The following is a 24,284-nucleotide window of genomic DNA, read 5'->3' on the forward strand; positions in this document are numbered from 1 at the left end:
GCGTCAAAAGAGGAAAGCTTCATGGAAGCACTGCACAAGAAAATTCGCGAAGAAGGCATCGTGCTTTCCGACCAGGTCCTGAAAGTCGACGCCTTTCTGAACCACCAGATCGACCCGGCCTTGATGAAGCTGATCGGCGACGAATTCGCCACGCTGTTCAAGGATTCGGGCATCACCAAGATCGTCACCATCGAAGCCTCGGGCATCGCCCCGGCGATCATGACCGGCCTGAACCTGGGCGTTCCGGTGATCTTCGCGCGCAAGCACCAGTCCCTGACCCTGACCGAGAACCTGCTGTCGGCGACCGTGTATTCGTTCACCAAGCAGACCGAAAGCACCGTGGCGATTTCCCCGCGTCACCTGACCAGCAGCGACCGCGTGCTGATCATCGATGACTTCCTGGCCAACGGTAAGGCGTCCCAGGCGCTGATCTCGATCATCAAGCAGGCGGGCGCCACCGTGGCCGGCCTGGGCATCGTGATCGAGAAGTCGTTCCAGGGCGGCCGCGCCGAACTGGACGCGCAAGGCTATCGCGTGGAATCCCTGGCCCGGGTCAAGTCCCTGGCCGGTGGCGTGGTGACCTTTATCTAAAGAGGCTTTGCCTGTTCATCGCGAGCAATCGAGCGGCGGCCGGCTGCGCCTACAGGGACTACGGGTTCCTGTAGGAGCGAAGCTTGCTCGCGATGACGCCGCCAGGCGTCTGCCTATAGCTGCGCCGTCTCCCGCAACGCCGCCAACAGCAGGCGCTGATATATGTCCTCGCGCCAGCCATCGGGTTTCACCAACTGCATCCGCTGCAGATGCGCCGGGAAAGCCGCGGGCGGCGGAGCGTCCAGCGCCGCCTTGCCCAATTCGAGAATCTCGCTGAGCTTGAACTTGCTCTTCAGCCAGTTCAGCGCCCGCAGCAAATCCCGCTCCTCTGCACTGAAGTCGCTGCCCAACGGATATTCCGGGAACAGATGCCGATGCTGCGCCTGGATCGCCAGCAGGCGTTGCGGGTGGTTGTCGGTGAAACGCGGATCGAGGCGGAAATCCTTGGGCAGCTTGCCGGCCTTCTGCGCCTGTTCGATCAGGCCCGGCTGGAACCGCGAGTCGCTGATATTGAGCAGCGCTTCGATCACCTTCGCATCGGTCTTGCCGCGCAGATCGGCGATGCCGTACTCGGTGACCACGATGTCCCGCAGGTGTCGCGGGATGGTGCAGTGGCCGTACTCCCAGACAATGTTGGAACTGACCAGGCCCGCGGACTCGCGCCAGCTGCGCAGGATCAGGATCGAGCGCGCGCCTCGCAGCGCATGGCCCTGGGCGACAAAGTTGTATTGCCCGCCGACGCCACTGAGCACCCGGCCGTCTTCCAGCTGATCCGCCACCCCGGCGCCCAGCAGGGTGACCATGATCGAGCTGTTGATAAAGCGCGCATCCAGGCGCTGCAGGCGCTTGAGTTCTTCGTGGCCGTACAGCTCGTTGATGTAGCTGATGGCGGTCATGTTGAACTCGCCGAGCTTGCTCTTGGGCAGGTCCCTGAGACGCTGGTAGAAGCTGCGCGGCCCGAGGAAAAAGCCGCCATGCACCGAGACCCCGCCCAGCGCCTGGCCTTCATCCAGCGTCCCGGCGTTGGCCTGCTGCTGCAGGGCCACCGAGGGATAGACCTTGCGCCGTACGATGCCGGCATCGGCCAGGGCCAGCAGGCCGTTGACGAACATCTCGCTGCAGCCATAAAGGCCCTTGGCAAAAGGCTCCACCCCGCCTTCGCGCTCGATCAGCGGCTTCCAGCACTGGATTTCCAGGTCCGCCAGCAGCGCCCGATAGCCGTCGTTGTCCGCCTGGCGCGCCAGCAATGCAGCTGTCAGCGCATCGCCCATGGAGCCGATGCCGATCTGCAGGGTCCCGCCATCGCGCACCAGGGTGCTGGCGTGCAGGCCGATAAAGTGATCCTGGAACCCCACCGGCATGTTCGGCGTGGAAAACAGCGTGCTGCCCTCCTCTTCGTCGATCAGCAGGTCGAAGGTGGCGGCATCGAGCTCGGCGTCGCCCGGCATGTAGGGCAAGTCGCGATGCACCTGGCCCAGCAGCAGGATGGTTTCACCGGCGGCGCGCCGTTCGGCGATCATCGGCAGCAGGTCGAGGGTGATGTCCGGGTTGCAGCTCAGGCTCAGGCGGTCGGCCTGTTGCGGGTCCCGGGCCACCAGTTGGGCGACCAGGTTCAGGCCGGCGGCATTGATGTCGCGCGCAGCGTGACTGTAGTTGCTGCAGACGTAATCCTGCTGCGCCGTCGCGCTGTTGAGCAGGCTGCCGGGCTGCATGAAGAACTGTTCGATATGGATATTGGCCGGCACCTGGTTGCGGTGCAGGTCGGCGAGGAACTCCAGCTCGGGGTAGTCGCCGAAGACCTGTTCGATAAAGGGTTCGAGGAAGCGCCGTTGCAGGCCATCGCCCAACGGTGGGCGGCCCAGGCTCAGGGCGGTGTAAATGGTCAACTGGCGCTCGGGCAACTGCGCGACCCGACGATACAGGGCATTGGCAAAGCGGTTGGGTTTGCCCAGCCCCAGGGGCATGCCCATGTGAATATGCGCCGGCAAGCGTGCCAGGACCTCATCGACCGCCAGCTCGATAGAACATGACTGCACCATCCGATCCTCCAGAACCTTCCATGAATTGAGGTTGGACCGAGCTTGCCGGGTCTTTGCTGCAATGAACAGTCCCGGCCGAATCGCAGGCATGAAAAAAGCCGCTCGTAAGCGGCTTTTTTGCGGAAGATGCGGGCTTATTTCAAACCGGACATCTTCTGGATGGCGCCTTTGAGCTCGTCATCGGAGCAGTCGGCGCAGGTGCCTTTAGGCGGCATGGCGTTCAAGCCAGTGATGGCCTTGGCCAGCAGACCGTCGAGACCGCCCTGGTGATCCGCGCGCTCTTTCCAGGCAGCGGCGTCGCCGATTTTCGGCGCACCCAGCAGGCCGGAGCCGTGGCAAGCATTGCAATGCTTGGCAATCACTTCGTCTGGAGTCTTCGCACCACCGCCACCGGCGGCAACAGCGACTTCCATGCCCTTGCATTCCTGACCTTGGACGCAGACCTGGCCAACCGGCTCGAGGCGCTTGGCAATGTCGTCGTTGGTCGCAGCTTGAGCGCTGACAGCCCAGAGGGCCAATACGGTTGCTGGTGCAGCCAGCATTTTCATAATTAGGTTCACGCGTACACCCTCAATGGTGGCTAGTCACGCCCACGGCCACGGTTTCGCGGGCGGGCGCAAGTATAGCGGTTAGCCCGCCACTCTGAAACAACCCTAGATTCAAAGGGGGATTAGAGAGAGGCGAAATGCTGCTTCGGGCACCGCTGCAATCCTTGCAGGACGCCTCTTCTATTAGAAGTTCGCGGGCGTGGCTGCGCTGATTAGTCGCGCGGGTGCATCGAAAGGATTACGGAAACGGTGTGGCTTGGTGCTTTCGAAATAGTAGCTGTCACCGGCTTCGAGCACGAATGTCTCAAGGCCCACCACCAGTTCCAGGCGCCCTTCCACGAGAATCCCGGTTTCCTCGCCTTCGTGGGTGAGCATCTCTTCACCGGTATCGGCGCCCGGCGGATAGATCTCGTTGAGAAAAGCGATCGCCCGGCTCGGATGCGCCCGGCCCACCAGTTTCATGGTCACCGCGCCATCGGAAATATCGATCAACTCGTTGGCTTTGTAGACGATCTGGGTGGGTTTTTCCTGGAGGATTTCTTCCGAGAAAAACTCGACCATCGACATGGGAATACCGCCAAGAACCTTTCTCAGCGAACTGATCGAGGGGCTGACGCTGTTCTTCTCGATCATCGAAATGGTGCTGTTGGTGACGCCCGCGCGCTTGGCGAGTTCACGCTGGGAAAGGCCTTTGAGTTTACGGATGGATTGCAGTCGTTCACCGACGTCCAATGCGGCAGCCTCCTAGGGATCAGGCGTTGTTCTAGTTGAGCGTTATCATGGCGATAGCGTTCAGTATTTACAACACTTGGTCCCCAATCCCAGGAGGCAAGGCGACTTTCGGCAGTGCGCCGCGCTGCTCAGCCCCCGGAATAGACGCGTGGCACCCGGCGCAGGTTGCAGAACAGCTGGTAAGGGATGGTATCGGCGGCGGCCGCCAGCTCGCTGGCGAGGATGTTCTTGCCCCACAGCTCGACGGTAGAACCCAGCCCGGCCTCTGGCACGTCGGTCAGGTCGATGCACAACATGTCCATGGATACCCGTCCGAGCAGCTGGGTACGCTGCCCCGCCACCAGCACCGGCGCACCGGTCGGCGCATGCCGCGGATAACCGTCGGCGTACCCCATGGCCACCACGCCGATACGCATCGGCCGCGGCGTGACGAATTTGGCGCCATACCCCACCGGCTCGCCGGCCGGCAGTTCGCGCACGCAGATCACCTTCGACTCCAGGGTCATCACCGGTTGCAGGCGCGCGGCCAGCGGATGCGGCTCTTCGAACGGGGTCGAGCCATACAGCATGATGCCGGGGCGCACCCAGTCACTGGGAATGTTCGGCCAGCCGAGCACGGCCGGCGAGTTGCGCAGGCTGATCTCGGCGGACAAGCCCTGGCGCGCCGCCTCGAACACCGCGACCTGCTCGTCGCTGCGGCTGCAGCTGAGCTCGTCGGCGCGGGCGAAGTGGCTCATCAGCACGATCTTCGCCACCTTGCCGCTGGCCAGCAGCCGCTGATAGGCCGGCTGGTAATCCTTGGGATGCAGGCCGACGCGGTGCATGCCCGAATCCAGCTTGAGCCATACCGTCAGTGGCTTGGCGACGCTGGCTTGCTCGATGACTTCCAGCTGCCACAACGAATGCACCACGCACCAGAAATCATGCTCGACGATCAGGTCCAGTTCGTCGGCCTCGAAAAAACCTTCGAGCAGCAATATCGGCGCGCGAATCCCCGCCGCCCGCAGCTCCAGGGCCTCTTCGATGCAAGCCACGGCAAAGCCATCGGCCTCGGCTTCCAGCGCCTGGGCGCAGCGCACCGCGCCATGGCCATAGGCATCGGCCTTGATCACCGCGAGCGCACGGGCGCCCGGCGACGCTTCGCGGGCCAGTTGGTAGTTGTGACGCAGGGCTTGAAGATCGATCAGGGCACGGGCAGGACGCATGGCGGCAGACTTCTAGGCGGTCATGTGGGAAGAAAAAACCGGCGCCGGCCGACAGCCTTGACTATCGGTAGCGCCGGGAGAGGGATCTTGCTTAGGGCAGAGCGGCCACGACGGACAGCTCGACCAGGATTTCTGGCTCGCAGAGCTTGGCTTCGACGGTTGCGCGAGCTGGCGCGACGCCTTTTGGCATCCACTGGTCCCATACGCTGTTCATCCCGGCAAAGTGCGCATCGATATCCTTCAGGTAGATAGTCACCGACAGCAGGCGCGACTTGTCGGTACCGGCCAGATCCAGCAAACGCTCGATGTTGGCGAGGGTTTCACGGGTCTGCTGCTCAATCCCGGCGTTCATGTCGTCGCCGACTTGCCCGGCCAGATACACGGTACCGTTGTGAACGACGATCTGGCTCATGCGCTCATTGGTGAGCTGGCGCTGGATTGACATGTTTTGCAGGCTCCTGAGGATTACCGTAACGAGAAATATCGAGACCTTCGGCGCTGATCTGCGGCTTTTTCTTCGCCATCAGGTCAGCCAGCAAACGACCGGAACCACAGGCCATGGTCCAGCCAAGCGTGCCATGCCCCGTGTTCAAGAACAGGTTGCGCATGGGCGTGGCGCCGACGATCGGCGTGCCGTCCGGGGTGGTAGGACGCAGGCCGGTCCAGAAACTGGCCTGGGACAGATCACCGCCCTGAGGATAAAGATCGTTGACGATCATCTCCAGCGTTTCCCGCCGGCGTGGGTTCAGCGAGAGGTCAAAACCGGCGATTTCAGCCATGCCGCCAACACGAATGCGGTTGTCGAAGCGGGTGATCGCCACCTTGTAGGTTTCGTCGAGGATGGTCGAAGTCGGGGCCATGGCCGGGTTGGTGATCGGCACGGTCAGCGAGTAACCCTTGAGCGGATACACCGGAGCCTTGATGCCCAGCGGCTTGAGCAGTTGCGGCGAGTAGCTGCCGAGGGCCAGCACGTAGCGGTCGGCGGTTTCCAGCTTGCCGTCGATCCAGACGCCGTTGATGCGGTCGCCGGCGAAGTCCAGGCGCTGGATGTCCTGGTCGAAGCGGAATTCCACACCCAGCTTGGTGCACATTTGCGCCAGGCGCGTGGTGAACATCTGGCAGTCGCCGGTCTGGTCGTTCGGCAGGCGCAGGGCGCCGGCCAGGATGTCGGTGACGCTGGCCAGGGCCGGCTCGACGCGGGCGATGCCTTCGCGGTCCAGCAGCTCGAAAGGCACGCCGGACTCCTTGAGCACGGCGATATCCTTGGCCGCGCCATCCAGTTGCGCCTGGGTGCGGAACAGCTGGGTGGTCCCCAGGCTGCGGCCTTCGTAGGCGATGCCGGTTTCCAAGCGCAGTTCGTCGAGGCAGTCGCGGCTGTACTCGGACAGGCGGACCATGCGTTCCTTGTTCACCGCGTAGCGGGCAGCGGTGCAGTTGCGCAGCATCTGCGCCATCCACAGGTATTGATCGATGTCGGCGGTGGCCTTGATCGCCAGCGGTGCGTGGCGCTGCAGCAGCCACTTGATGGCCTTGAGCGGCACGCCCGGCGCAGCCCAGGGTGAGGCATAACCCGGCGAAACCTGGCCGGCGTTGGCGAAGCTGGTTTCCATGGCAACGGCCGGCTGACGGTCGACAACCGTCACTTCGAAACCGGCACGGGCCAGATAGTAGGCACTGGTGGTACCGATCACGCCGCTACCCAAGACCAGAACGCGCATTTTCATATCCCTCATCGCGGATAACCGCTGACGTTTGTTATTCAGAGCGAAGATGCGCGCAGTATAAAAAGCAACGGCCAGTGCTTTTCACTATATAAACGCCTATATTTGGCGAGAATTCTCGGCAAAAACCCTTTTCACGGAGGCGCATCCCCTATGCGTACCAACCATCAGACAAAGCGCGAGCTAGACAAGATCGATCGCAATATCCTGCGCATCCTGCAGGCCGATGGGCGCATCTCCTTTACCGAGCTGGGGGAAAAGGTCGGGCTGTCGACCACGCCGTGCACCGAGCGGGTCCGCCGCCTGGAGCGTGAAGGCATCATCATGGGCTACAACGCCCGCCTCAACCCGCAACACCTCAAGGGTAGCTTGCTGGTGTTCGTCGAAATCAGCCTGGACTACAAGTCCGGCGACACTTTCGAAGAGTTCCGGCGCGCGGTGCTGAAACTGCCGCACGTACTGGAATGCCACCTGGTGTCGGGGGACTTCGACTATCTGGTGAAGGCGCGGATTTCCGAAATGGCCTCGTACCGCAAACTGCTGGGCGACATCCTGCTCAAGCTGCCCCACGTGCGCGAATCCAAGAGCTATATCGTGATGGAAGAGGTGAAAGAGAGCCTGAGCCTGCCGATTCCGGATTGATTGCAACGGGCCAGGACCAGTGTTGTCAGGATAATCGCTTCGCGGGCAATCGAGCGTCGACCGGCCGCTCCTACGGGACCTGTGCAACCTGAAGAAGCGAGGCTTGCCCGCGATGGCTTTGGATCAGACCAGCACCTGCCGGGTGCTCGCCATGTATTCATGGATCTGCTTCTCCACCCGCGGGTGGATCAGCTCCACCGGGCGCCGGCCATTGGGGCATGGCAGGCTCGGCGTGGTCCCGAACAGGCGACAGATCAGCGGTCGCTCGTCATACACCGTGCAGCCGTTGGGCCCCAGGTGCACACAGTTCAGCTCTTCCATCGCCGCGTCCTGCTCGGCCCGGGTCTTGCGCGGCAGGCGCGACATCTCTTCGGTCGAGGTAGTGACCGGACCGCAGCAGTCATGACAGCCGGGCACGCACTCGAACGAGGGGATCTGCTGTCGGAGCATGCGGACTTTCTGGCTGTTGCAGCTCATCGAAGCGCTTACCGGGAGTATGGAGAGGCGGCGATTTTGCCCTAAAAGCCCTGTTCCAGACAGCACTGGCCGACCAATGTTGCCGTGCCGGAAAGGTCCGGCTTATGCTCCGTCAAATTTTCCAAACACACGAATCAGGATGATCCACATGAGCACCCGTGTTCAGCCGTCGGGGCCAGGCCATTCGCACCCCGCCTCCTACTACGCCGCCAGCAGCCTGCCCCAGCCCGATTATCCGGCGCTGACCGGCGAGCAGGTGGCGGATGTCTGCGTGGTCGGCGGCGGCTTCTCCGGGCTCAACACCGCGATCGAGCTGGCCGAGCGCGGGCTCAGCGTCATTCTGCTGGAAGCGCGCAAGATCGGCTGGGGCGCCAGTGGGCGCAACGGCGGGCAACTGATTCGCGGGGTGGGTCACGGCCTCGAGCAGTTCGCCCCAATAATCGGCGAAGACGGCGTACGCCAGATGAAGCTGATGGGCCTGGAAGCGGTGGAAATCGTCCGCCAGCGCATCGAACGCTTCCAGATCCCTTGCGACCTGACCTGGGGTTATTGCGACCTGGCCAACAAACCGCGCGACCTCGAAGGTTTCGCCGAAGATGCCCAAGAGCTGCGCGACCTGGGCTATCGCTATGAAACCCGCCTGCTGCAAGCCCATGAGATGCACAGCGTGGTGGGTTCCGACCGTTACGTCGGCGGCCTGATCGACATGGGCTCGGGGCACCTGCACCCGCTGAACCTGGCCCTGGGCGAAGCCGCGGTGGCGCAGCAACTGGGTGTGCGCCTGTTCGAACACTCGGCCGTGACCCGTATCGATTACGGGCCGCAGGTCAAAGTCCATACCGCCCAGGGATCGGTGCGCGCCAACAGCCTGGTGCTGGGGTGCAACGCCTACCTCAACGATCTCAACCCGCAACTGGGTGGCAAGGTGCTGCCAGCCGGCAGCTACATCATCGCCACCGAGCCCTTGAGCGAAGAGCTGGCCCATGCCCTGTTGCCACAGAACATGGCGGTCTGCGACCAGCGGGTGGCCCTGGACTACTACCGCCTTTCGGCCGACCGCCGCTTGCTGTTCGGCGGCGCCTGCCATTATTCCGGCCGCGACCCGCAGGACATTGCTGCTTATATGCGGCCGAAGATGCTGCAGGTGTTCCCGCAGCTGGCGGCCGTGAAGATCGACTATCAATGGGGCGGCATGATCGGCATCGGCGCCAACCGCCTGCCGCAGATCGGCCGGCTCAAGGACCAGCCCAATGTGTATTACGCCCAGGCCTATTCGGGCCACGGCGTGAATGCCACGCACCTGGCTGGCAAGCTGCTGGCCGAAGCCATCAGTGGCCAGCAGAGCGGCGGTTTCGATCTGTTCGCCCAGGTCCCGCACATCACCTTCCCGGGCGGCAAGCACCTGCGCTCACCCCTGCTGGCGTTGGGGATGCTCTGGCATCGGTTGAAAGAACTGGTCTGAAGGTGCCTGTAGCCGCCACATGGCAGGCATGAAAAAGGCCGCATCCAGTGAAATCGGATGCGGCCTTTTTGCGATTGCTGCGCAACCGATCGCAGGCTGCGCCAGCGGCTACAGCCGCCAGAACGGCTTGAGCCCTTCCTGCCGCGCCTGTTCGCGACTCAGGCCGATATCGCGCAACTGTTCGGGGGTCAGCTCAAGCAGCGCCTTGCGTGTACGCAGTCGATGCCAGTACAGGCCCCAGAGACCGAGGCCGGACGGCGCATTGTGGACGGACGTCGCCCCTGCTGCCCGCTCCTGCCCAGCCGCCAGTTCCTGACTGTGTAACGACAGACGCACATCGCTCAAGCCGTTCATTTTTGCTGCTCCTGTTTACTTGGGTCGCTATGAGCAGACATCATGCGCGGGAGCCAAAAACCATTACAGATTCAAAGTGTCGCTATTATCTCCATACAGAATTTCCCCTATCCGGGCTGAATCCTGTAATTTTGCGCCATCTGTACTGGTTACCCGATTAAATCACCCCGAGGCTGCGCCATGACCCTGTATGTCAATCTCGCCGAACTGCTGGGCACACGTATCGAACAAGGCTTCTATCGCCCCGGCGACCGGCTGCCGTCGGTACGGGCCTTGAGTGTCGAACACGGGGTCAGCCTGAGTACCGTGCAGCAGGCCTATCGGGTGCTGGAGGACAGTGGCCTGGCGACCCCCAAGCCCAAGTCCGGTTACTTCGTGCCGGTCAGCCGCGAGCTGCCGGCATTGCCCGCAGTGGGTCGCCCGGCGCAGCGGCCGGTGGAGATTTCGCAGTGGGACCAGGTGCTGGAACTGATCCGCAGCGTGCCGCGCAAGGACATCGTCCAGCTGGGCCGCGGCATGCCCGACGTCACCAGCCCGACCCTCAAGCCCCTGCTGCGCGGGCTGGCCCGCATCAGCCGGCGCCAGGACATGCCCGGTCTGTATTACGACACCATCTACGGCGTGCACGAACTGCGTGAACAGCTGGCGCGGCTGATGCTCGATTCCGGCTGCCAGCTCGGCGCCAACGACCTGGTGATCACCACCGGCTGCCATGAAGCCCTGTCCACCAGCATCCGTGCCACCTGCGAGCCCGGGGATATCGTCGCCGTCGACTCGCCGAGCTTCCACGGCGCCATGCAGACCCTCAAGGGCCTGGGCATGAAGGCCCTGGAAATCCCCACCGACCCGCTCACCGGCATCAGCCTCGATGCCCTGGAACTGGCCCTGGAGCAATGGCCGATCAAGGCCATACAGTTGACCCCCAACTGCAACAATCCGCTGGGCTATATCATGCCGGAGTCGCGCAAACGGGCCCTGCTGACCCTGGCCCAGCGCTTCGACGTGGCGATCATCGAAGACGATGTGTATGGCGAGCTGTCCTACACCTACCCGCGCCCGCGGACCATCAAGTCGTTCGACGACGATGGCCGGGTATTGCTGTGCAGCTCCTTCTCCAAGACCCTGGCGCCGGGGCTGCGTATCGGCTGGGTCGCCCCCGGGCGCTACCTGGAACGGGTGTTGCACATGAAATACATCAGCACCGGTTCCACCGCGCCGCAACCGCAGATCGCCATCGCCGAGTTCCTCAAGAGCGGCAATTTCGAGCCGCACCTGCGGCGCATGCGCACCCAGTACCAGCGCAACCGCGACCTGATGATCGACTGGGTCAGCCGCTACTTCCCTACTGGCACCCGCGCCAGCCGGCCGCAGGGCGGGTTCATGCTGTGGGTCGAACTGCCGGAAGGCTTCGATACCCTGCGCCTGAACCGTGCGCTGCTCGGCCAGGGCGTGCAGATTGCGGTGGGCAGCATCTTTTCGGCCTCGGGCAAGTACCGCAATTGCCTGCGGATGAACTACGCTGCCAAGCCAACCCCGCAGATCGAGGAAGCCGTGCGCAAAGTGGGGGCCGCGGCCATCAAGCTGCTGGCTGAAGAGCGCGCAACGGACTGACCTTTTCCTGTGAAACCGGCGTCACAGCTAGACCATCGCAGCGATTCGAGATGAGCTGACTTGAGATCCAGACAGGCCCTGGCCTTCCTTATGCTGATCGCGCTGTGCCTGAGCGGCTGCGTCAGCCTGAATGTGCCTCGCGAGCCCAGCCAGGCGCTGCCGGCCGCCGACTCGGCCTTCGGTCGCTCGATCCAGGCCCAGGCCGCCCCCTACCAGGGGCGCTCCGGTTTTCGCCTGCTGTCCGACAGCAGTGAAGCCTTCATGGCCCGCGCCGAGCTGATCCGCAATGCCCAAAGCAGCCTCGACCTGCAGTACTACATCGTCCATGACGGCATCAGCACCCGGATGCTGGTGGACGAACTGCTCAAGGCCGCCGACCGCGGCGTGCGCATCCGCATTCTGCTGGACGACACCACCAGCGACGGCCTGGACCAGATCATGGCCACCCTCGCCGCCCATCCGCGGATACAGATCCGCCTGTTCAATCCCCTGCATCTGGGGCGCAGCACCGGCGTGACCCGTACCATGGGACGCCTGTTCAACCTGTCGCTGCAACATCGGCGGATGCACAACAAGCTGTGGCTGGCGGACAACAGCGCGGCCATCGTCGGCGGGCGCAACCTGGGGGACGAGTACTTCGACGCCGAACCCAACCTGAACTTCACCGACATCGACATCCTCGGTGTCGGCCCCGTGGCCGAGCAGCTCGGGCACAGCTTCGACCAGTACTGGAACAGCGCCCTGAGCAAACCCATCGGCGAGTTTTTGTCGCGCCTGCCATCGGCCAGGGAGCTGGCCAACACCCGGCTGCGCCTGGAGCAATCGCTGGACGAGGCGCAGCAACAGAACCATGCGCTGTTTCAGGAGCTCAAGACCTATCGGACCCAGCCGCGCATGAATGCCTGGCGCAAGGAGCTGATCTGGGCTTGGAACCAGGCGCTGTGGGACGCCCCGAGCAAGGTCCTGTCCAACGGCGAGCCCGACCCGCGCCTGCTGCTGACCACCCAGCTGGCGCCGGAGCTGCAGGGCGTCAGCAACGAACTGATAATGGTTTCGGCCTACTTCGTCCCCGGCCAGCCGGGCCTGGTCTACCTCACCGGGCGCGCCGACGCCGGGGTTGCGGTGAGCCTGCTGACCAACTCCCTGGAAGCCACCGACGTGCCGGCGGTCCACGGTGGCTACGCGCCGTACCGCAAGGCGCTGCTGCAACACGGCGTGAAACTCTACGAACTGCGGCGCCAACCCGGTAACGGCGGCGGCAGCGGTCCTCATCTGTTCCACAGTGGCTCGTATCCTGGCTCGGACTCCAGCCTGCACAGCAAGGCGATGATTTTCGATCGCCAGAAGTCCTTTATCGGCTCCTTCAATTTCGACCCGCGCTCGGTGCTGTGGAACACCGAAGTCGGGGTGCTGGTGGACAGCCCCGAGCTGGCCGAACGCGTTCGCAGCCTGGCGCTGCAAGGCATGGCGCCGGCCCTGAGCTACGAAGCGAAGCTGCAGGACGGCAAGCTGGTCTGGGTCACCGAAGACAACCAGCAACTGCACACCCTGACCCGCGAGCCGGGCAGCTGGTGGCGGCGCTTCAATGCCTGGATGAGCAATACCATCGGCCTCGAACGGATGCTCTGAGCGCCGCCCTTGTAGGAGCGAGGCTTGCCCGCGATGAGGGGCTGACAGGCAACATCTTGATTGAATGTAACTCCGTCATCGCGGGTAAGCCTCGCTCCTACAGGGTTTGTGGCTGGGCCACGCCAAACGCGCCTTCACGCAACAACAGCACAATCAGCCCCAGGGCCCCGGCCGCCATCAGCAACAGCAAGGCATGCCCGCTGATCCATTGGCTGCCCGCACCCGCCACCAGCGGCCCGATCAGGCAGCCGATGCCCCACAGCTGGGCGACGTGGGCATTGGCGCGCACCAGCGCATCGTCGCGGTAGCGTTCGCCGATCAGAATCAACGACAAGGTGAACAGGCCACCGGCGCTGGCGCCGAACAGCACCCACAGCGGCCAGATCAGCAGGGTGTCGAGCAACAACGGAATGGCCAGGCTCGACAGCAGCAGGATCACCGCACAGCCGGCAAACAAGGCGCGCCGCGATACGCGGTCGGCCAGGGCGCCAATCGGCAACTGCAACAAGGCATCGCCCACCACCACGGTGCTGACCATCGCCAGGGCGATGTCTTCGGTAAACCCCTGGCGCAGGCAATAGACCGGCAGCAGGGTCAGGATCATCGCTTCAAACGCGGCGAACAGCGCCACCGCCCAGCCAATGGCCGGCAGTCCGCGGCAGAACCGCCACAGGTCGCCGAAGGTCACGCTGCAGGACTCGCTGCTCGGCGCGCCGCTACGGCCCATCAGCAGCAAGGGCGACACCACCAGCAGCACGACGCCCACCCAGAAACCGTAGTCATGCTCGGTGCCCAAGGCCCCCAGCAGCAGCGGGCCAGCCAACTGGCTCAGGGCGTAGCTGCTGCCATACAACGCCACCAGGCGACCGCGCCACTGCTCCACCACCAACTGGTTGATCCAGCTTTCGCCGAGAATGAAGACGATGGTCAGCACCACGCCAATCATCAGCCGCAGCACCAGCCACAGGGGATAACTCGGCAACAGCGCCAGCAGGCCAATGGAGATCGCCCCGCCCCACAGGCACAGGCGCATCAGCCCCGCCGTACCGAAGCGCGCCGCCAGACGGCTGGAAACCTTCGCCCCGAGCAAGACGCCAATCGCCGGCATCGAGGCCATCACCCCGATTGCAAAGGGTCCATAACCCCAGCTCTCCAGGCGAAACGACACCAACGGCATGCTCACGCCCAGAGCCAGGCCCACACTCAGCACAGCCGCCAAAACGGCGAAGTAAGTTGCCCAGCGCATTTCCACGCTCCTGTGGATGTTTTTTTTCATGACAGAGACAACGCAGCCGGACCTCCCTTGCGGAAAGTCCGGCTGCGATATGGATCGGCTAACGGTGTGCGGCATGGCGTCTGTTCAGACGCCCGATATCCGCGCCCCTTGAATTACAGCTTGATCCAGGTCGCCTTCAGCTCGGTGTACTTGTCGAACGCATGCAGCGACTTGTCGCGACCGTTGCCCGACTGCTTGAAGCCGCCGAACGGCGCGGTCATGTCGCCACCGTCGTACTGGTTGACCCAGACGCTGCCGGCACGCAGCGCCTTGGCGGTCAGGTGGGCCTTGGAGATATTGGCCGTCCATACCGCCGCGGCCAGACCATAAGGCGTGTCGTTGGCGATCTGGATGGCTTCTTCCACTGTGTCGAAGGCGATGACCGAGAGCACCGGGCCGAAGATCTCTTCCTGGGCGATCTTCATCGCGTTGCTGACGCCGTCGAAGATGGTCGGCTCAACATAGGTCCCGCCAGTCTCCTGCAGGGTGCGCTTGCCGCCCACCACCAGCTTGGCGCCATCGGCATGGCCGGACTCGATGTATGACAGCACGGTGTTCATCTGCTGGGTATCCACCAGCGCACCGACGTTGGTGGCCGGGTCCAGCGGGTTGCCCGGCTTCCAGCCCTTGAGGGCCTCGATCACCAGCGGCAGGAATTTATCCTTGATCGAACGCTCCACCAGCAGGCGCGAACCGGCGGTGCAGACTTCGCCCTGGTTGAAGGCAATGGCGCTGGCCGCAGATTCGGCCGCGGCCTTCAGGTCGGGGGCATCGGCGAACACGATGTTCGGGCTCTTGCCGCCCGCCTCCAGCCAGACGCGCTTCATGTTCGATTCGCCGGAGTAGACCATCAGCTGCTTGGCGATCTTGGTCGAACCGGTGAACACCAGGGTATCGACGTCCATGTGCAGGGCCAGGGCCTTGCCCACGGTGTGGCCATAACCTGGCAACACGTTGAGCACGCCGGCCGGGATCCCGGCCTCGACGGCCAGGGCAGCGATACGGATAGCGGTCAGCGGCGATTTTTCCGACGGCTTGAGGATCACCGAGTTACCGGTGGACAGTGCCGGACCGAGTTTCCAGCAGGCCATCATCAACGGGAAGTTCCACGGCACGATGGCGCCGACCACGCCCACCGGCTCGCGAGTCACCAGGCCCAGCTGGTCGTGAGGCGTGGCGGCGACTTCGTCGTAGATCTTGTCGATGGCTTCGCCGCTCCAGCTCAGCGCTTGCGCCGCGCCTGGAACGTCGATGCCCAGGGAGTCGCTGATCGGCTTGCCCATGTCCAGGGTTTCAAGCAGGGCCAGTTCTTCGGCGTGTTTTTTCAGCAGGCCGGCAAAACGAATCATGGCGGCTTTGCGCTTGGCCGGCGCCAGGCGCGACCAGACGCCGGAGTTGAAGGTGGCGCGGGCGTTTTCCACGGCACGTTGCGCGTCGGCGGCGTCACAGCTGGCAATACTGGCCAGCAGACGGCCATCGACCGGGCTGATGCATTCGAAGGTTTCGTTGGAAACGGCAGCGGTGTATTCGCCATTGATGTAGGCGCGGCCTTCGATTTTCAGTTCGCGGGCGCGTTGTTCCCAGTCGGCTCGAGTCAGGGTGGTCATGCGAGTGTCCTCCTCTTGTTGGATACAGGCGCCACGCGATCGATGCCGGCACCTTCAGGAATTCTGCCCGGCCAGCCTGCTTCGGCCCATGGCATTCGCCACCCTAAACCAGCGGCACCCGAAGTTTCAATATATTTGACAGAGGCCAGGCAAACGCCATTGCTATGTTCATTTTAATAAACATAGACTTTGGGCTTTCCAGCCACACACAGCGCAATCAGGGGGGAATACCAGCATGAGCATCCAGGACATCGTCGACTTCAATCAGGCCAACACTGCGCCCGAGCGGTACCGCCCCGCCCAGGAAAAAGTCCTCAAGGGCGACCCTGAGCAAACCGTGTTCAACCACTACAACAGCCCGTGCGGCCAGATGAACGCCGGGGTGTGGGAAGGCGCGGTCGGCCAGTGGACGGTGAGTTATACCGAGCATGAATACTGCGAGATCGTGCAGGGGGTTTCGGTCCTGCGTGACGGCGAAGGCAATGCCAAGACCTTGCGCGCCGGCGATCGCTTCGTCATTCCCGCTGGCTTCAAGGGCACCTGGGAGGTGCTGGAACCGTGCCGCAAGATCTATGTGATCTTCGAACCGAAAGCCTGAACCCCAGGCACAAAAAAACCCGCTTGAAGGCGGGTTTTTTTGTCAGAAGAAAAATCAATTACTTGATTTTGCCTTCCTTGTAGATCACGTGCTTACGAACAACCGGATCATATTTCTTGATCTCGATTTTGTCCGGAGTAGTGCGCTTGTTCTTGTCGGTAGTGTAGAAGTGACCAGTACCGGCGCTCGAAATCAAACGAATCAATTCACGCATGATTAGCTCCCTTAAACCTTGCCATCGCGACGAAGTTCGGCCAGCACGACATCAATGCCACGCTTGTCGATGATACGCATGCCTTTGGCAGATACGCGCAGACGCACAAAACGTTTCTCGGACTCAACCCAGAAGCGGTGATGCTGCAGGTTCGGCAGGAAACGACGACGGGTTTTGTTGTTTGCGTGGGAAATGTTATTCCCAGTCACCGGACCCTTACCGGTAACTTGACAGACTCTCGACATGCCTCAGCCCTCTAAAACCACATGCCCAACCCGGCATGGGTTGGCCGCTTAATCTCTCAGTCATTTGGCGCCAGGCGCCGCGTTTCTTTAGGGTCTTACCGGCTACACCTACAAGCGAAGGAACCGGGCCCCTAGAAAAGAGCGCTGCTTTATACCAGAAAGACCCCGTAGCAACAACAGCCGCTGTGCTTTGGATTTCGAAAAGTCCCTGTTTTCTGGCTCCGGATGCCTGCACCAAAGGCTGGCGCCATGCCTGACCGCTCGTCGCAGAATACATTTTCCGTGGACGAAACAGGCGGTAAAACCAGCATGAACAGCCGCTGTGCCGGTCACTCCAGGTCAATATATGGGAAAAACCTCTGTCAATTTATGCCTGATGTGACCATGACAGCCGGCCGCAGAGAGGCTTGGCGCAGCAATAAACGCAAAGCTTTCCGGCCCGCAGGCCAAAAAAGGGGATAGTCATTTTCCAGCGAGGCCACTAGGGTAAGCCTTTTCCAGACTGCACTCGCAGATGGGCCTTCGATCTGCAAAGGAAGCCAAACATGCGCCTCGCTGCCCTCCCGCTCCTGTTCGCCCCTCTTCTTCTGAGCCCGCTGGCCCACGCCGCCGCATTAAGTGTGTGCACCGAGGCCAGCCCGGAAGGTTTCGACGTAGTGCAGTACAACTCGCTGACCACCACCAATGCCTCGGCCGATGTGCTGATGAATCGCCTGGTGGAGTTCGACGCCAACAGCGGCAAGGTGGTACCGAGCCTGGCCGACAGCTGGGAAGTCTCGGCCGACGGCCTGACCTATGTGTTCAAGCTGCACCCGAAAGTGAAGTTTCACCGCACCGCGTACTTCAACCCGAGCCGCGAGCTGACCGCCGAAGACGTGAAGTACAGCTTCGACCGCATGCTCGACCCGGCCAACCCCTGGCATAAAGTGGCGCAGAGCGGCTATCCCCATGCCCAGTCGCTGCAGCTGCCGGCGCTGATCAAGAAGATCGACGCACTGGACCCGCTGACCCTGCGCTTCACCCTCGACCATGCCGACTCGACCTTCCTCGCCACCCTGAGCATGGGGTTTGCGTCGATCTACTCCGCCGAATACGCCGACCAGTTGCTCAAGGCCGGCACCCAGGACAAGCTCAACAGCCAGCCGATCGGCACCGGCCCCTTCGTTTTCGGCCGTTTCCAGAAAGACGCATCGATCCGCTACAAGGCCAACCCCGACTACTTTGCCGGCAAGCCGGCGGTGGACTCGCTGATCTTCGCCATCACCCCGGACGCCAACGTGCGCCTGCAGAAGCTGCGCCGCAACGAATGCCAGATCGCCCTGTCGCCCAAGCCGCTGGACGTGACCGCTGCGCTTGAAGAGCCTGCGCTCAAAGTCGAGAAAACCGCGGCTTTCATGACTGCGTTCGTTGCTATCAACAGCCAGCACCCACCGCTGGACAAACCTGAAGTGCGCCAGGCCATCAACCTCGCCTTCGACAAGGCCAACTACCTGAAAGCGGTCTTCGAAAACACCGCGGAACCCGCCAACGGCCCCTTCCCGCCCAACACCTGGAGCTACGCCAAGGAGTTGCCGGGCTACGCCCACGACCCGGCGAAAGCGCGCCAGCTGCTGGCCAAGGCCGGCCTGAAGGACGGCTTCCAGACCACGATCTGGACCCGCCCTTCCGGCAGTTTGCTGAACCCCAACCCAAGCCTGGGCGCGCAACAGCTGCAAGCAGACCTGGCGGAAGTCGGGATCCAGGCAGAGATCCGCGTGATCGAATGGGGCGAACTGATCCGTCGGGCCAAGGCCGGCGAGCACGACCTGCTGTTCATGGGCTGGGCCGGCGACAACGGCGACCCGGATAACTTCCTCACCCCGCAGTTCACCTGCGCGGCCGTGAAGTCCGGGACCAACTTCGCCCGCTACTGCGACCCAGGCCTGGACAAGCTGATCACCGCCGGCAAGACCACCACCGAGCAGGGCGTGCGCAGCAAGCTCTACCAGCAGGCGCAAACCCAGATCCAGCAGCAGGCCCTGTGGCTACCGCTGGCCCATCCGACCGCCTTCGCCCTGACGCGCAAGGATGTCCAGGGTTATCAGGTTAGCCCGTTCGGTCGCCAGGATTACTCGAAGGTCAGCCTCAAACCCTGACCGAGGGCTACATCCAGCCGTACTCGGCCATCGACAGCGGCTCGCCCTCGCCGACGATGAAATGGTCGAGTACGCGCACATCCACCAGGTCCAGCGCTTCCGTGAGCCTGCGGGTCAGCACCCGATCCGCCTGGCTCGGCTCGGACACGCCCGAAGGATGGTTGTGACACAGGATCAAGGCTGCCGCGTTATGCGCCAGGGCACGCTTGACCACCTGCCGTGGATAGACGCTGGTGGTGTTGATGGAGCCCTGGAACAGCGCCTCGAACGCCAGCACTCGGTGTTTGGAGTCGAGAAACAGGCAGCCGAAGACCTCATGCGGCTCATGCCGCAACATCGCCTTGAGGTAGTCGCGGACCGCCACCGGGCTTTCCAGCACCGAATTGCGACTGAGCTTTTCCGCCAGATGCCGCCGCGCCATTTCCAGCACCGCCTGCAATTGCGCGAACTTGGCCGGGCCCAGGCCCAGTTGCCGGCTGAAGGTCAATTGATCCGCCTCGAGCAGGCCACGCAGGCTGCCGAACTGATGCAACAGGTGTCGCGCCAGGTCGACCGCGCTTTTTCCGGCGACCCCGGTGCGCAGGAAGATCGCCAGCAATTCGGCGTCGGAAAGGGCCAGCGCGCCCTGCTCGAGAAGCTTCTCCCGCGGGCGCTCCGCCGCAGGCCAGTCGCGAATGCTCATAGCACCTCCATGTGTGTGGGCGCCGCTGTTCCATAGCGGTCGCTGTGCTATCTTAGCCCATCTTTTTGCGTGGAATTTCCCCTGGGGAGGGGGTGTTACACGCAGCAATCATTGAACTGAAAGGCAGGCCTATGCAGCGGCTGTATCGGAAACGCATCGTTCTCGGCGTCGGCGGCGGCATCGCTGCCTATAAGAGCGCCGAGCTGGTTCGCCGACTCCTCGACCACGGCGCGGAAGTGCGTGTGGTCATGACCCGTGGCGGCAGTGAATTCATCACCCCGCTGACCATGCAGGCCCTGTCCGGGCACCCGGTCCACCTGGACCTGCTCGACCCCGCGGCCGAAGCCGCCATGGGCCATATCGAACTGGCCAAGTGGGCCGACCTGGTGCTGATCGCCCCGGCCACGGCCGACCTGATCGCCCGCCTGGCCCAAGGCATCGCCGACGACCTGCTGACCACCCTGGTCCTGGCCACCGATGCCACCGTCGCCATCGCCCCGGCCATGAACCAGGCCATGTGGCGCGACCCTGCCACCCAGGCCAACACCCAACTGCTGCAAAGCCGTGGCCTGAAAGTCTTCGGCCCGGCTTCCGGCAGCCAGGCCTGTGGCGACGTCGGCCTGGGCCGCATGCTCGAGGCCAACGATCTGGCGCTGTGCGCCGCCGACTGCTTCCAGCACCTGGCACTGACCGGTAAACATGTGCTGATCACCGCCGGTCCGACCCAGGAAAACATCGACCCGGTGCGCTACATCACCAACCACAGCTCCGGAAAAATGGGCTTTGCCCTGGCTGAAGCCGCGGTCGAAGCCGGCGCCCGGGTGACCCTGATCACCGGCCCGGTGCACCTGCCGACCCCGGATCGCGTGACCCGCATCGACGTGGTCAGCGCCCGCGACATGCTCGCTGCCTGTGAGGCCGCCATCCCGTGCGACCTGTTCATCGCCTCGGCCGCGGTCGCGGACTACCGCCCGGAAGTCGTCGCCCCACAGAAATTGAAGAAAGACCCTACGAACGGCGACGGCCTGCTGCTGCAGATGGTGCGCAACCCGGACATCCTGGCCACCATCGCCACCCGCCCCGACCGTCCGTTCAGCGTCGGCTTCGCCGCTGAAACCGAACACTTGCTCGACTACGCTGCGCGCAAACTCAAAGACAAGAACCTCGACCTGATCGTCGCCAACGACGTGGCCAACCCGAGCATTGGCTTCAACAGCGAGGAAAACGCCTGCAGCGTGATTGACCGGGAGTTGCACGCAACTCTCTTCGCCCAGACCAGCAAGGGCAAGATTGCCCGCCAACTGATCTCTTTCATCGCCGAACGGCTGAACCAGGTTTAACTCGCATGCACGCTTTACAAGCCAAGATCCTCGACCCACGCATCGGCAACGAATTCCCTCTGCCGCAGTACGCCACGCCAGGCTCCGCCGGCCTCGACCTGCGCGCCATGCTCAAGCAGGACACCATCCTGGAACCAGGCCAGACCCTGCTGATTCCTACCGGCCTGTCCGTCTACATCGGCGATCCTGGCCTCGCCGCGCTGATCCTGCCGCGCTCCGGCCTGGGTCACAAGCACGGCATCGTCCTGGGCAACCTGGTCGGCCTGATCGATTCCGATTACCAGGGCGAACTCATGGTCTCCTGCTGGAACCGTGGCCAGACCGCGTTCAACATCGCGGTGGGCGAACGCATTGCCCAGCTGGTGCTGGTACCTGTGGTCCAGGCGCACTTCGAAGTGGTCGAAGCCTTCGACGAAAGCCAGCGTGGCGCGGGTGGTTTCGGTCACTCCGGCAGCCATTGAGCAAAAAATCCGGGCCGCGCCAGCGGCTCGCCTAAGATTGGTGGGTTGTGTTTCAGCACGAAAAACTCAGCAGATTTATTCGCGGACTCAAGCACCCGGAATCACGGTACAAGGTGATTGAAAAGAGCTGACGCTCATCAGATGGCATTTTTGCACCATGAACCCAAGGGCAAAAACACCGTCATACCCTTCAGTTTGAGCCTTCCGGTCAGTATTCCGGCCTGTCCTGCCCCCTTTTAGACGGAGCACCCCCAGTGATGAGCAATGCAGCCCAAGTCGCACCCAAGTTCCCTGAAAGCATCTTTCGCGCTTACGACATTCGCGGAACCGTTCCGGAAACCCTGAACGCTGAAACCGCCTACTGGATCGGTCGCGCCATTGGCTCCGAGAGCCTGGCCCAGGGCGAACCCAACGTTTGCGTAGGCCGTGACGGTCGCCTGTCCGGCCCTGAGCTGGTGGAGCAACTGATCCAGGGCCTGCACGACAGTGGCTGCCACGTCAGCGATGTCGGCCTGGTACCGACACCGGCGCTGTATTACGCGGCCAACGTGCTGGCTGGCAAATCCGGGGTGATGCTGACCGGTAGCCACAACCCGTCGAACTACAACGGCTTCAAGATCGTCATCGCCGGCGATACCCTGGCCAACGAACAGATCCAGGCCCTGCACGATCGCCTCAAGACCAACAACCTGAGCAGCGGCCAGGGCAGCATCACCAAGGTCGACATCCTCGATCGCTACGGCAAGGAAATCACTGCCGACGTCAAACTCGCCCGTCGCCTGAAGGTGGTGGTCGACTGCGGTAACGGCGCGGCCGGCGTTATCGCGCCTCAGCTGATCGAAGCGCTGAACTGCGAAGTCATCCCGCTGTTCTGCGAAGTGGACGGCAACTTCCCCAACCATCACCCGGATCCGGGCAAGCCCGAGAACCTGGAAGACCTGATCGCCAAGGTCGCCGAAACCAACGCCGATATCGGCCTGGCCTTCGACGGCGACGGCGACCGCGTCGGCGTAGTGACCAACACCGGCAGCATCGTCTTCCCCGATCGCCTGTTGATGCTGTTCGCCAAGGACGTGGTAGCGCGCAACCCGGGCGCGGAGATCATCTTCGACGTCAAATGCACCCGCCGCCTGATCCCGCTGATCAAGGAATACGGCGGTCGCCCACTCATGTGGAAGACCGGCCACTCGTTGATCAAAAAGAAAATGAAGCAGACCGGCGCGTTGCTGGCCGGCGAAATGAGCGGCCATGTCTTCTTCAAGGAACGCTGGTTCGGTTTCGACGACGGCATCTACAGCGCCGCGCGGCTGCTGGAGATCCTCAGCAAGGAAAAATCCAACGCGGAAGAGCTGTTTGCCACCTTCCCGAACGATATTTCTACGCCGGAAATCAATATCCATGTGACCGAAGAGAGCAAATTCAGCATCATTGATGCGCTGCACGACGCGCAATGGGGCGAAGGCGCCGACCTGACCACCATCGACGGCGTACGAGTCGACTACCCCAAAGGCTGGGGCCTGGTTCGCGCCTCCAACACCACGCCGGTGCTGGTACTGCGCTTCGAAGCCGATGACGAAGCCGAACTGCAGCGCATCAAGGATGTGTTCCACACCCAGCTGAAACGTGTTGCACCTGACCTCCAACTACCGTTTTGATTTTCTTCAAGCGCCTTTATTGAAGTGCCGGAGCCCTGAATGACCCTCGAACGCGATGCCGCCGCCAATACCGCCAAGGTCCTGTCCGAAGCGCTGCCTTATATTCGCCGCTATGTCGGCAAGACCCTGGTGATCAAATACGGCGGCAACGCGATGGAAAGCGAGGAGCTGAAGACCGGCTTCGCCCGCGACATCGTGCTGATGAAGGCTGTCGGGATCAACCCGGTGGTGGTACACGGCGGCGGCCCGCAAATCGGTGACCTGCTCAAGCGCCTGTCCATCGAAAGCCACTTCATCGATGGCATGCGCGTCACCGACGCGGCGACCATGGATGTGGTGGAGATGGTCCTCGGCGGCCAGGTGAACAAGGACATCGTCAACCTGATCAACCGTCATGGCGGCAGCGCCATCGGCCTGACCGGCAAGGACGCGGAGCTGATTCGCGCGAAGAAGCTCACCGTCACCCGCAAGACGCCGGAAATGACCACCCCGGAAATCATCGACATCGGCCACGTGGGCGAAGTGGTCGGGATCAACACCGACCTGCTGAACCTGCTGGTCAAAGGTGACTTCATCCCGGTGATCGCCCCGATCGGCGTCGGCGCCAACGGCGAGTCGTACAACATCAACGCCGACCTGGTGGCCGGCAAGGTGGCCGAGGCGCTGAAAGCCGAGAAGCTGATGCTGCTGACCAACATCGCCGGCCTGATGGACAAGTCGGGCAAGGTCCTGACCGGCCTGACCACCCAGCAGGTCGATGCCCTGATCGAAGACGGCACCATCTACGGCGGCATGCTGCCGAAGATTCGTTGCGCGCTGGAAGCGGTACAGGGTGGCGTGGGCAGCTCGTTGATCATCGACGGTCGCGTACCCAATGCGATTCTGCTGGAGATCTTCACCGATACCGGTGTCGGCACCCTGATCAGCAATCGCAAGCGTCCTTAAGCGCTGCAAATAAAAAGACCCCGCCTGGCCAAGCCAGGCGGGGTCTTTTTATTGCGCCTTCTGTAGGAGCGGAGCTTGCCCGCGATAGCGGTGTAACCTGATGCACCGCAATCGC

The 24,284-nt window shown here is 62.7% G+C and carries 23 protein-coding genes and 1 pseudogene; 11 read left to right on the forward strand and 13 right to left on the reverse strand.

What is annotated here, in order from left to right; all coding sequences use genetic code 11:
- Positions 1-21 precede the first annotated feature (21 nt).
- On the forward strand, positions 22-591 hold the full coding sequence (locus J4D52_RS02000) for a xanthine phosphoribosyltransferase (protein WP_025807028.1): 570 nt from the start codon (positions 22-24) through the stop codon (positions 589-591).
- A gap of 113 nt (positions 592-704) precedes the next feature.
- Here the strand turns inward: J4D52_RS02000 and J4D52_RS02005 are convergent, their stop codons facing one another.
- The 6 genes from J4D52_RS02005 to dadA form a co-directional block, all read right to left on the reverse strand.
- A complete protein-coding gene (locus J4D52_RS02005; protein ID WP_102676143.1) occupies positions 705-2,630 on the reverse strand; it encodes an acetyl-CoA hydrolase/transferase C-terminal domain-containing protein in 1,926 nt (641 codons plus the stop codon).
- 134 nt (positions 2,631-2,764) lie between these two features.
- Positions 2,765-3,178, reverse strand: a complete 414-nt coding sequence (locus J4D52_RS02010; protein ID WP_063433388.1) for a cytochrome c5 family protein — start codon at positions 3,176-3,178, stop codon at positions 2,765-2,767.
- Positions 3,179-3,361: 183 nt separating this feature from the next.
- Positions 3,362-3,910, reverse strand: a complete 549-nt coding sequence (locus J4D52_RS02015) for a cupin domain-containing protein (RefSeq protein WP_007932420.1) — start codon at positions 3,908-3,910, stop codon at positions 3,362-3,364.
- A 128-nt stretch (positions 3,911-4,038) separates the two neighbouring features.
- Entirely contained in the window at positions 4,039-5,115 is a 1,077-nt protein-coding gene (gene alr / locus J4D52_RS02020) for an alanine racemase (RefSeq protein WP_102676142.1), read from the reverse strand.
- A 91-nt stretch (positions 5,116-5,206) separates the two neighbouring features.
- Positions 5,207-5,560, reverse strand: a complete 354-nt coding sequence (locus J4D52_RS02025; protein WP_025807025.1) for a RidA family protein — start codon at positions 5,558-5,560, stop codon at positions 5,207-5,209.
- Entirely contained in the window at positions 5,532-6,833 is a 1,302-nt protein-coding gene (dadA, locus tag J4D52_RS02030; protein ID WP_063433644.1) for a D-amino acid dehydrogenase, read from the reverse strand. Before dadA ends, J4D52_RS02025 begins: the two co-directional genes overlap by 29 nt.
- Before the next feature lie 156 nt (positions 6,834-6,989).
- Between dadA and J4D52_RS02035 the strand changes: the two genes are divergently transcribed.
- Positions 6,990-7,478: an Lrp/AsnC ligand binding domain-containing protein gene (locus J4D52_RS02035; protein WP_007932443.1), complete on the forward strand. Its 489-nt coding sequence runs from the start codon at positions 6,990-6,992 to the stop codon at positions 7,476-7,478.
- A gap of 123 nt (positions 7,479-7,601) precedes the next feature.
- Here J4D52_RS02035 and J4D52_RS02040 read toward each other — a convergent pair whose 3' ends face one another.
- Positions 7,602-7,955 (reverse strand): YkgJ family cysteine cluster protein, encoded by a 354-nt coding sequence (locus tag J4D52_RS02040; RefSeq protein WP_009051553.1) that lies wholly within the window; start codon positions 7,953-7,955, stop codon positions 7,602-7,604.
- Between the two features lie 148 nt (positions 7,956-8,103).
- Between J4D52_RS02040 and J4D52_RS02045 the strand changes: the two genes are divergently transcribed.
- Positions 8,104-9,417 carry an FAD-binding oxidoreductase gene (locus J4D52_RS02045; RefSeq protein ID WP_102676141.1) on the forward strand — a complete coding sequence of 438 codons (1,314 nt, stop codon included), beginning with the start codon at positions 8,104-8,106 and terminating at the stop codon, positions 9,415-9,417.
- A gap of 108 nt (positions 9,418-9,525) precedes the next feature.
- On the opposite strand, the gene J4D52_RS02050 is transcribed toward J4D52_RS02045, so the two are convergent.
- The gene (locus tag J4D52_RS02050; protein WP_025807022.1) at positions 9,526-9,771 is read right to left on the reverse strand and encodes a DUF1127 domain-containing protein; all 246 of its coding nucleotides are present in this window, start codon (positions 9,769-9,771) and stop codon (positions 9,526-9,528) included.
- A 180-nt stretch (positions 9,772-9,951) separates the two neighbouring features.
- On the opposite strand from J4D52_RS02050, the gene J4D52_RS02055 reads away from it, so the two are divergent.
- The gene (locus J4D52_RS02055; RefSeq protein WP_025807021.1) at positions 9,952-11,382 is read left to right on the forward strand and encodes a PLP-dependent aminotransferase family protein; all 1,431 of its coding nucleotides are present in this window, start codon (positions 9,952-9,954) and stop codon (positions 11,380-11,382) included.
- Positions 11,383-11,442: 60 nt separating this feature from the next.
- Positions 11,443-13,011, forward strand: a complete 1,569-nt coding sequence (locus tag J4D52_RS02060; protein ID WP_173678521.1) for a phospholipase D family protein — start codon at positions 11,443-11,445, stop codon at positions 13,009-13,011.
- Between the two features lie 97 nt (positions 13,012-13,108).
- Here the strand turns inward: J4D52_RS02060 and J4D52_RS02065 are convergent, their stop codons facing one another.
- Together J4D52_RS02065 and J4D52_RS02070 are read right to left on the reverse strand one after the other, a co-directional pair.
- Positions 13,109-14,257 carry an MFS transporter gene (locus tag J4D52_RS02065; RefSeq protein ID WP_025807019.1) on the reverse strand — a complete coding sequence of 383 codons (1,149 nt, stop codon included), beginning with the start codon at positions 14,255-14,257 and terminating at the stop codon, positions 13,109-13,111.
- Positions 14,258-14,400: 143 nt separating this feature from the next.
- On the reverse strand, positions 14,401-15,894 hold the full coding sequence (locus J4D52_RS02070; protein ID WP_102676139.1) for an aldehyde dehydrogenase: 1,494 nt from the start codon (positions 15,892-15,894) through the stop codon (positions 14,401-14,403).
- Positions 15,895-16,129: 235 nt separating this feature from the next.
- Here J4D52_RS02070 and J4D52_RS02075 point away from each other — a divergent pair, with 235 nt between their 5' ends.
- Positions 16,130-16,492, forward strand: coding sequence for a cupin domain-containing protein (locus J4D52_RS02075; RefSeq protein ID WP_063433394.1), 363 nt, complete (start codon positions 16,130-16,132; stop codon positions 16,490-16,492).
- 58 nt (positions 16,493-16,550) lie between these two features.
- Here J4D52_RS02075 and rpmG read toward each other — a convergent pair whose 3' ends face one another.
- The gene (rpmG, locus tag J4D52_RS02080) at positions 16,551-16,706 is read right to left on the reverse strand and encodes a 50S ribosomal protein L33 (RefSeq protein ID WP_003177274.1); all 156 of its coding nucleotides are present in this window, start codon (positions 16,704-16,706) and stop codon (positions 16,551-16,553) included.
- 11 nt (positions 16,707-16,717) lie between these two features.
- Positions 16,718-16,951: a 50S ribosomal protein L28 gene (gene rpmB, locus J4D52_RS02085; RefSeq protein WP_007921114.1), complete on the reverse strand. Its 234-nt coding sequence runs from the start codon at positions 16,949-16,951 to the stop codon at positions 16,718-16,720.
- 545 nt (positions 16,952-17,496) lie between these two features.
- On the opposite strand from rpmB, the gene J4D52_RS02090 reads away from it, so the two are divergent.
- Positions 17,497-19,086 carry an ABC transporter substrate-binding protein gene (locus J4D52_RS02090; RefSeq protein ID WP_063433395.1) on the forward strand — a complete coding sequence of 530 codons (1,590 nt, stop codon included), beginning with the start codon at positions 17,497-17,499 and terminating at the stop codon, positions 19,084-19,086.
- A 7-nt stretch (positions 19,087-19,093) separates the two neighbouring features.
- Here the strand turns inward: J4D52_RS02090 and radC are convergent, their stop codons facing one another.
- A complete protein-coding gene (gene radC, locus J4D52_RS02095; protein ID WP_007921116.1) occupies positions 19,094-19,768 on the reverse strand; it encodes a RadC family protein in 675 nt (224 codons plus the stop codon).
- Positions 19,769-19,899: 131 nt separating this feature from the next.
- Between radC and coaBC the strand changes: the two genes are divergently transcribed.
- From coaBC to argB, 4 genes and pseudogenes are all read left to right on the forward strand, one after another.
- Positions 19,900-21,108 (forward strand): bifunctional phosphopantothenoylcysteine decarboxylase/phosphopantothenate--cysteine ligase CoaBC, encoded by a 1,209-nt coding sequence (gene coaBC, locus J4D52_RS02100; RefSeq protein ID WP_007921117.1) that lies wholly within the window; start codon positions 19,900-19,902, stop codon positions 21,106-21,108.
- A gap of 5 nt (positions 21,109-21,113) precedes the next feature.
- A complete protein-coding gene (gene dut, locus J4D52_RS02105) occupies positions 21,114-21,569 on the forward strand; it encodes a dUTP diphosphatase (RefSeq protein ID WP_016703155.1) in 456 nt (151 codons plus the stop codon).
- 251 nt (positions 21,570-21,820) lie between these two features.
- A pseudogene (locus J4D52_RS02110) lies at positions 21,821-23,224 on the forward strand (phosphomannomutase/phosphoglucomutase); the annotation flags it as partial.
- A 39-nt stretch (positions 23,225-23,263) separates the two neighbouring features.
- Positions 23,264-24,169, forward strand: a complete 906-nt coding sequence (gene argB, locus J4D52_RS02115; RefSeq protein WP_007921120.1) for an acetylglutamate kinase — start codon at positions 23,264-23,266, stop codon at positions 24,167-24,169.
- The last annotated feature ends 115 nt before the right edge of the window (positions 24,170-24,284 follow it).

The organism is Pseudomonas sp. GW460-12-10-14-TSB1 (assembly GCF_017349775.1).
In the GTDB taxonomy this organism is placed as follows: domain Bacteria; phylum Pseudomonadota; class Gammaproteobacteria; order Pseudomonadales; family Pseudomonadaceae; genus Aquipseudomonas; species Aquipseudomonas piscium.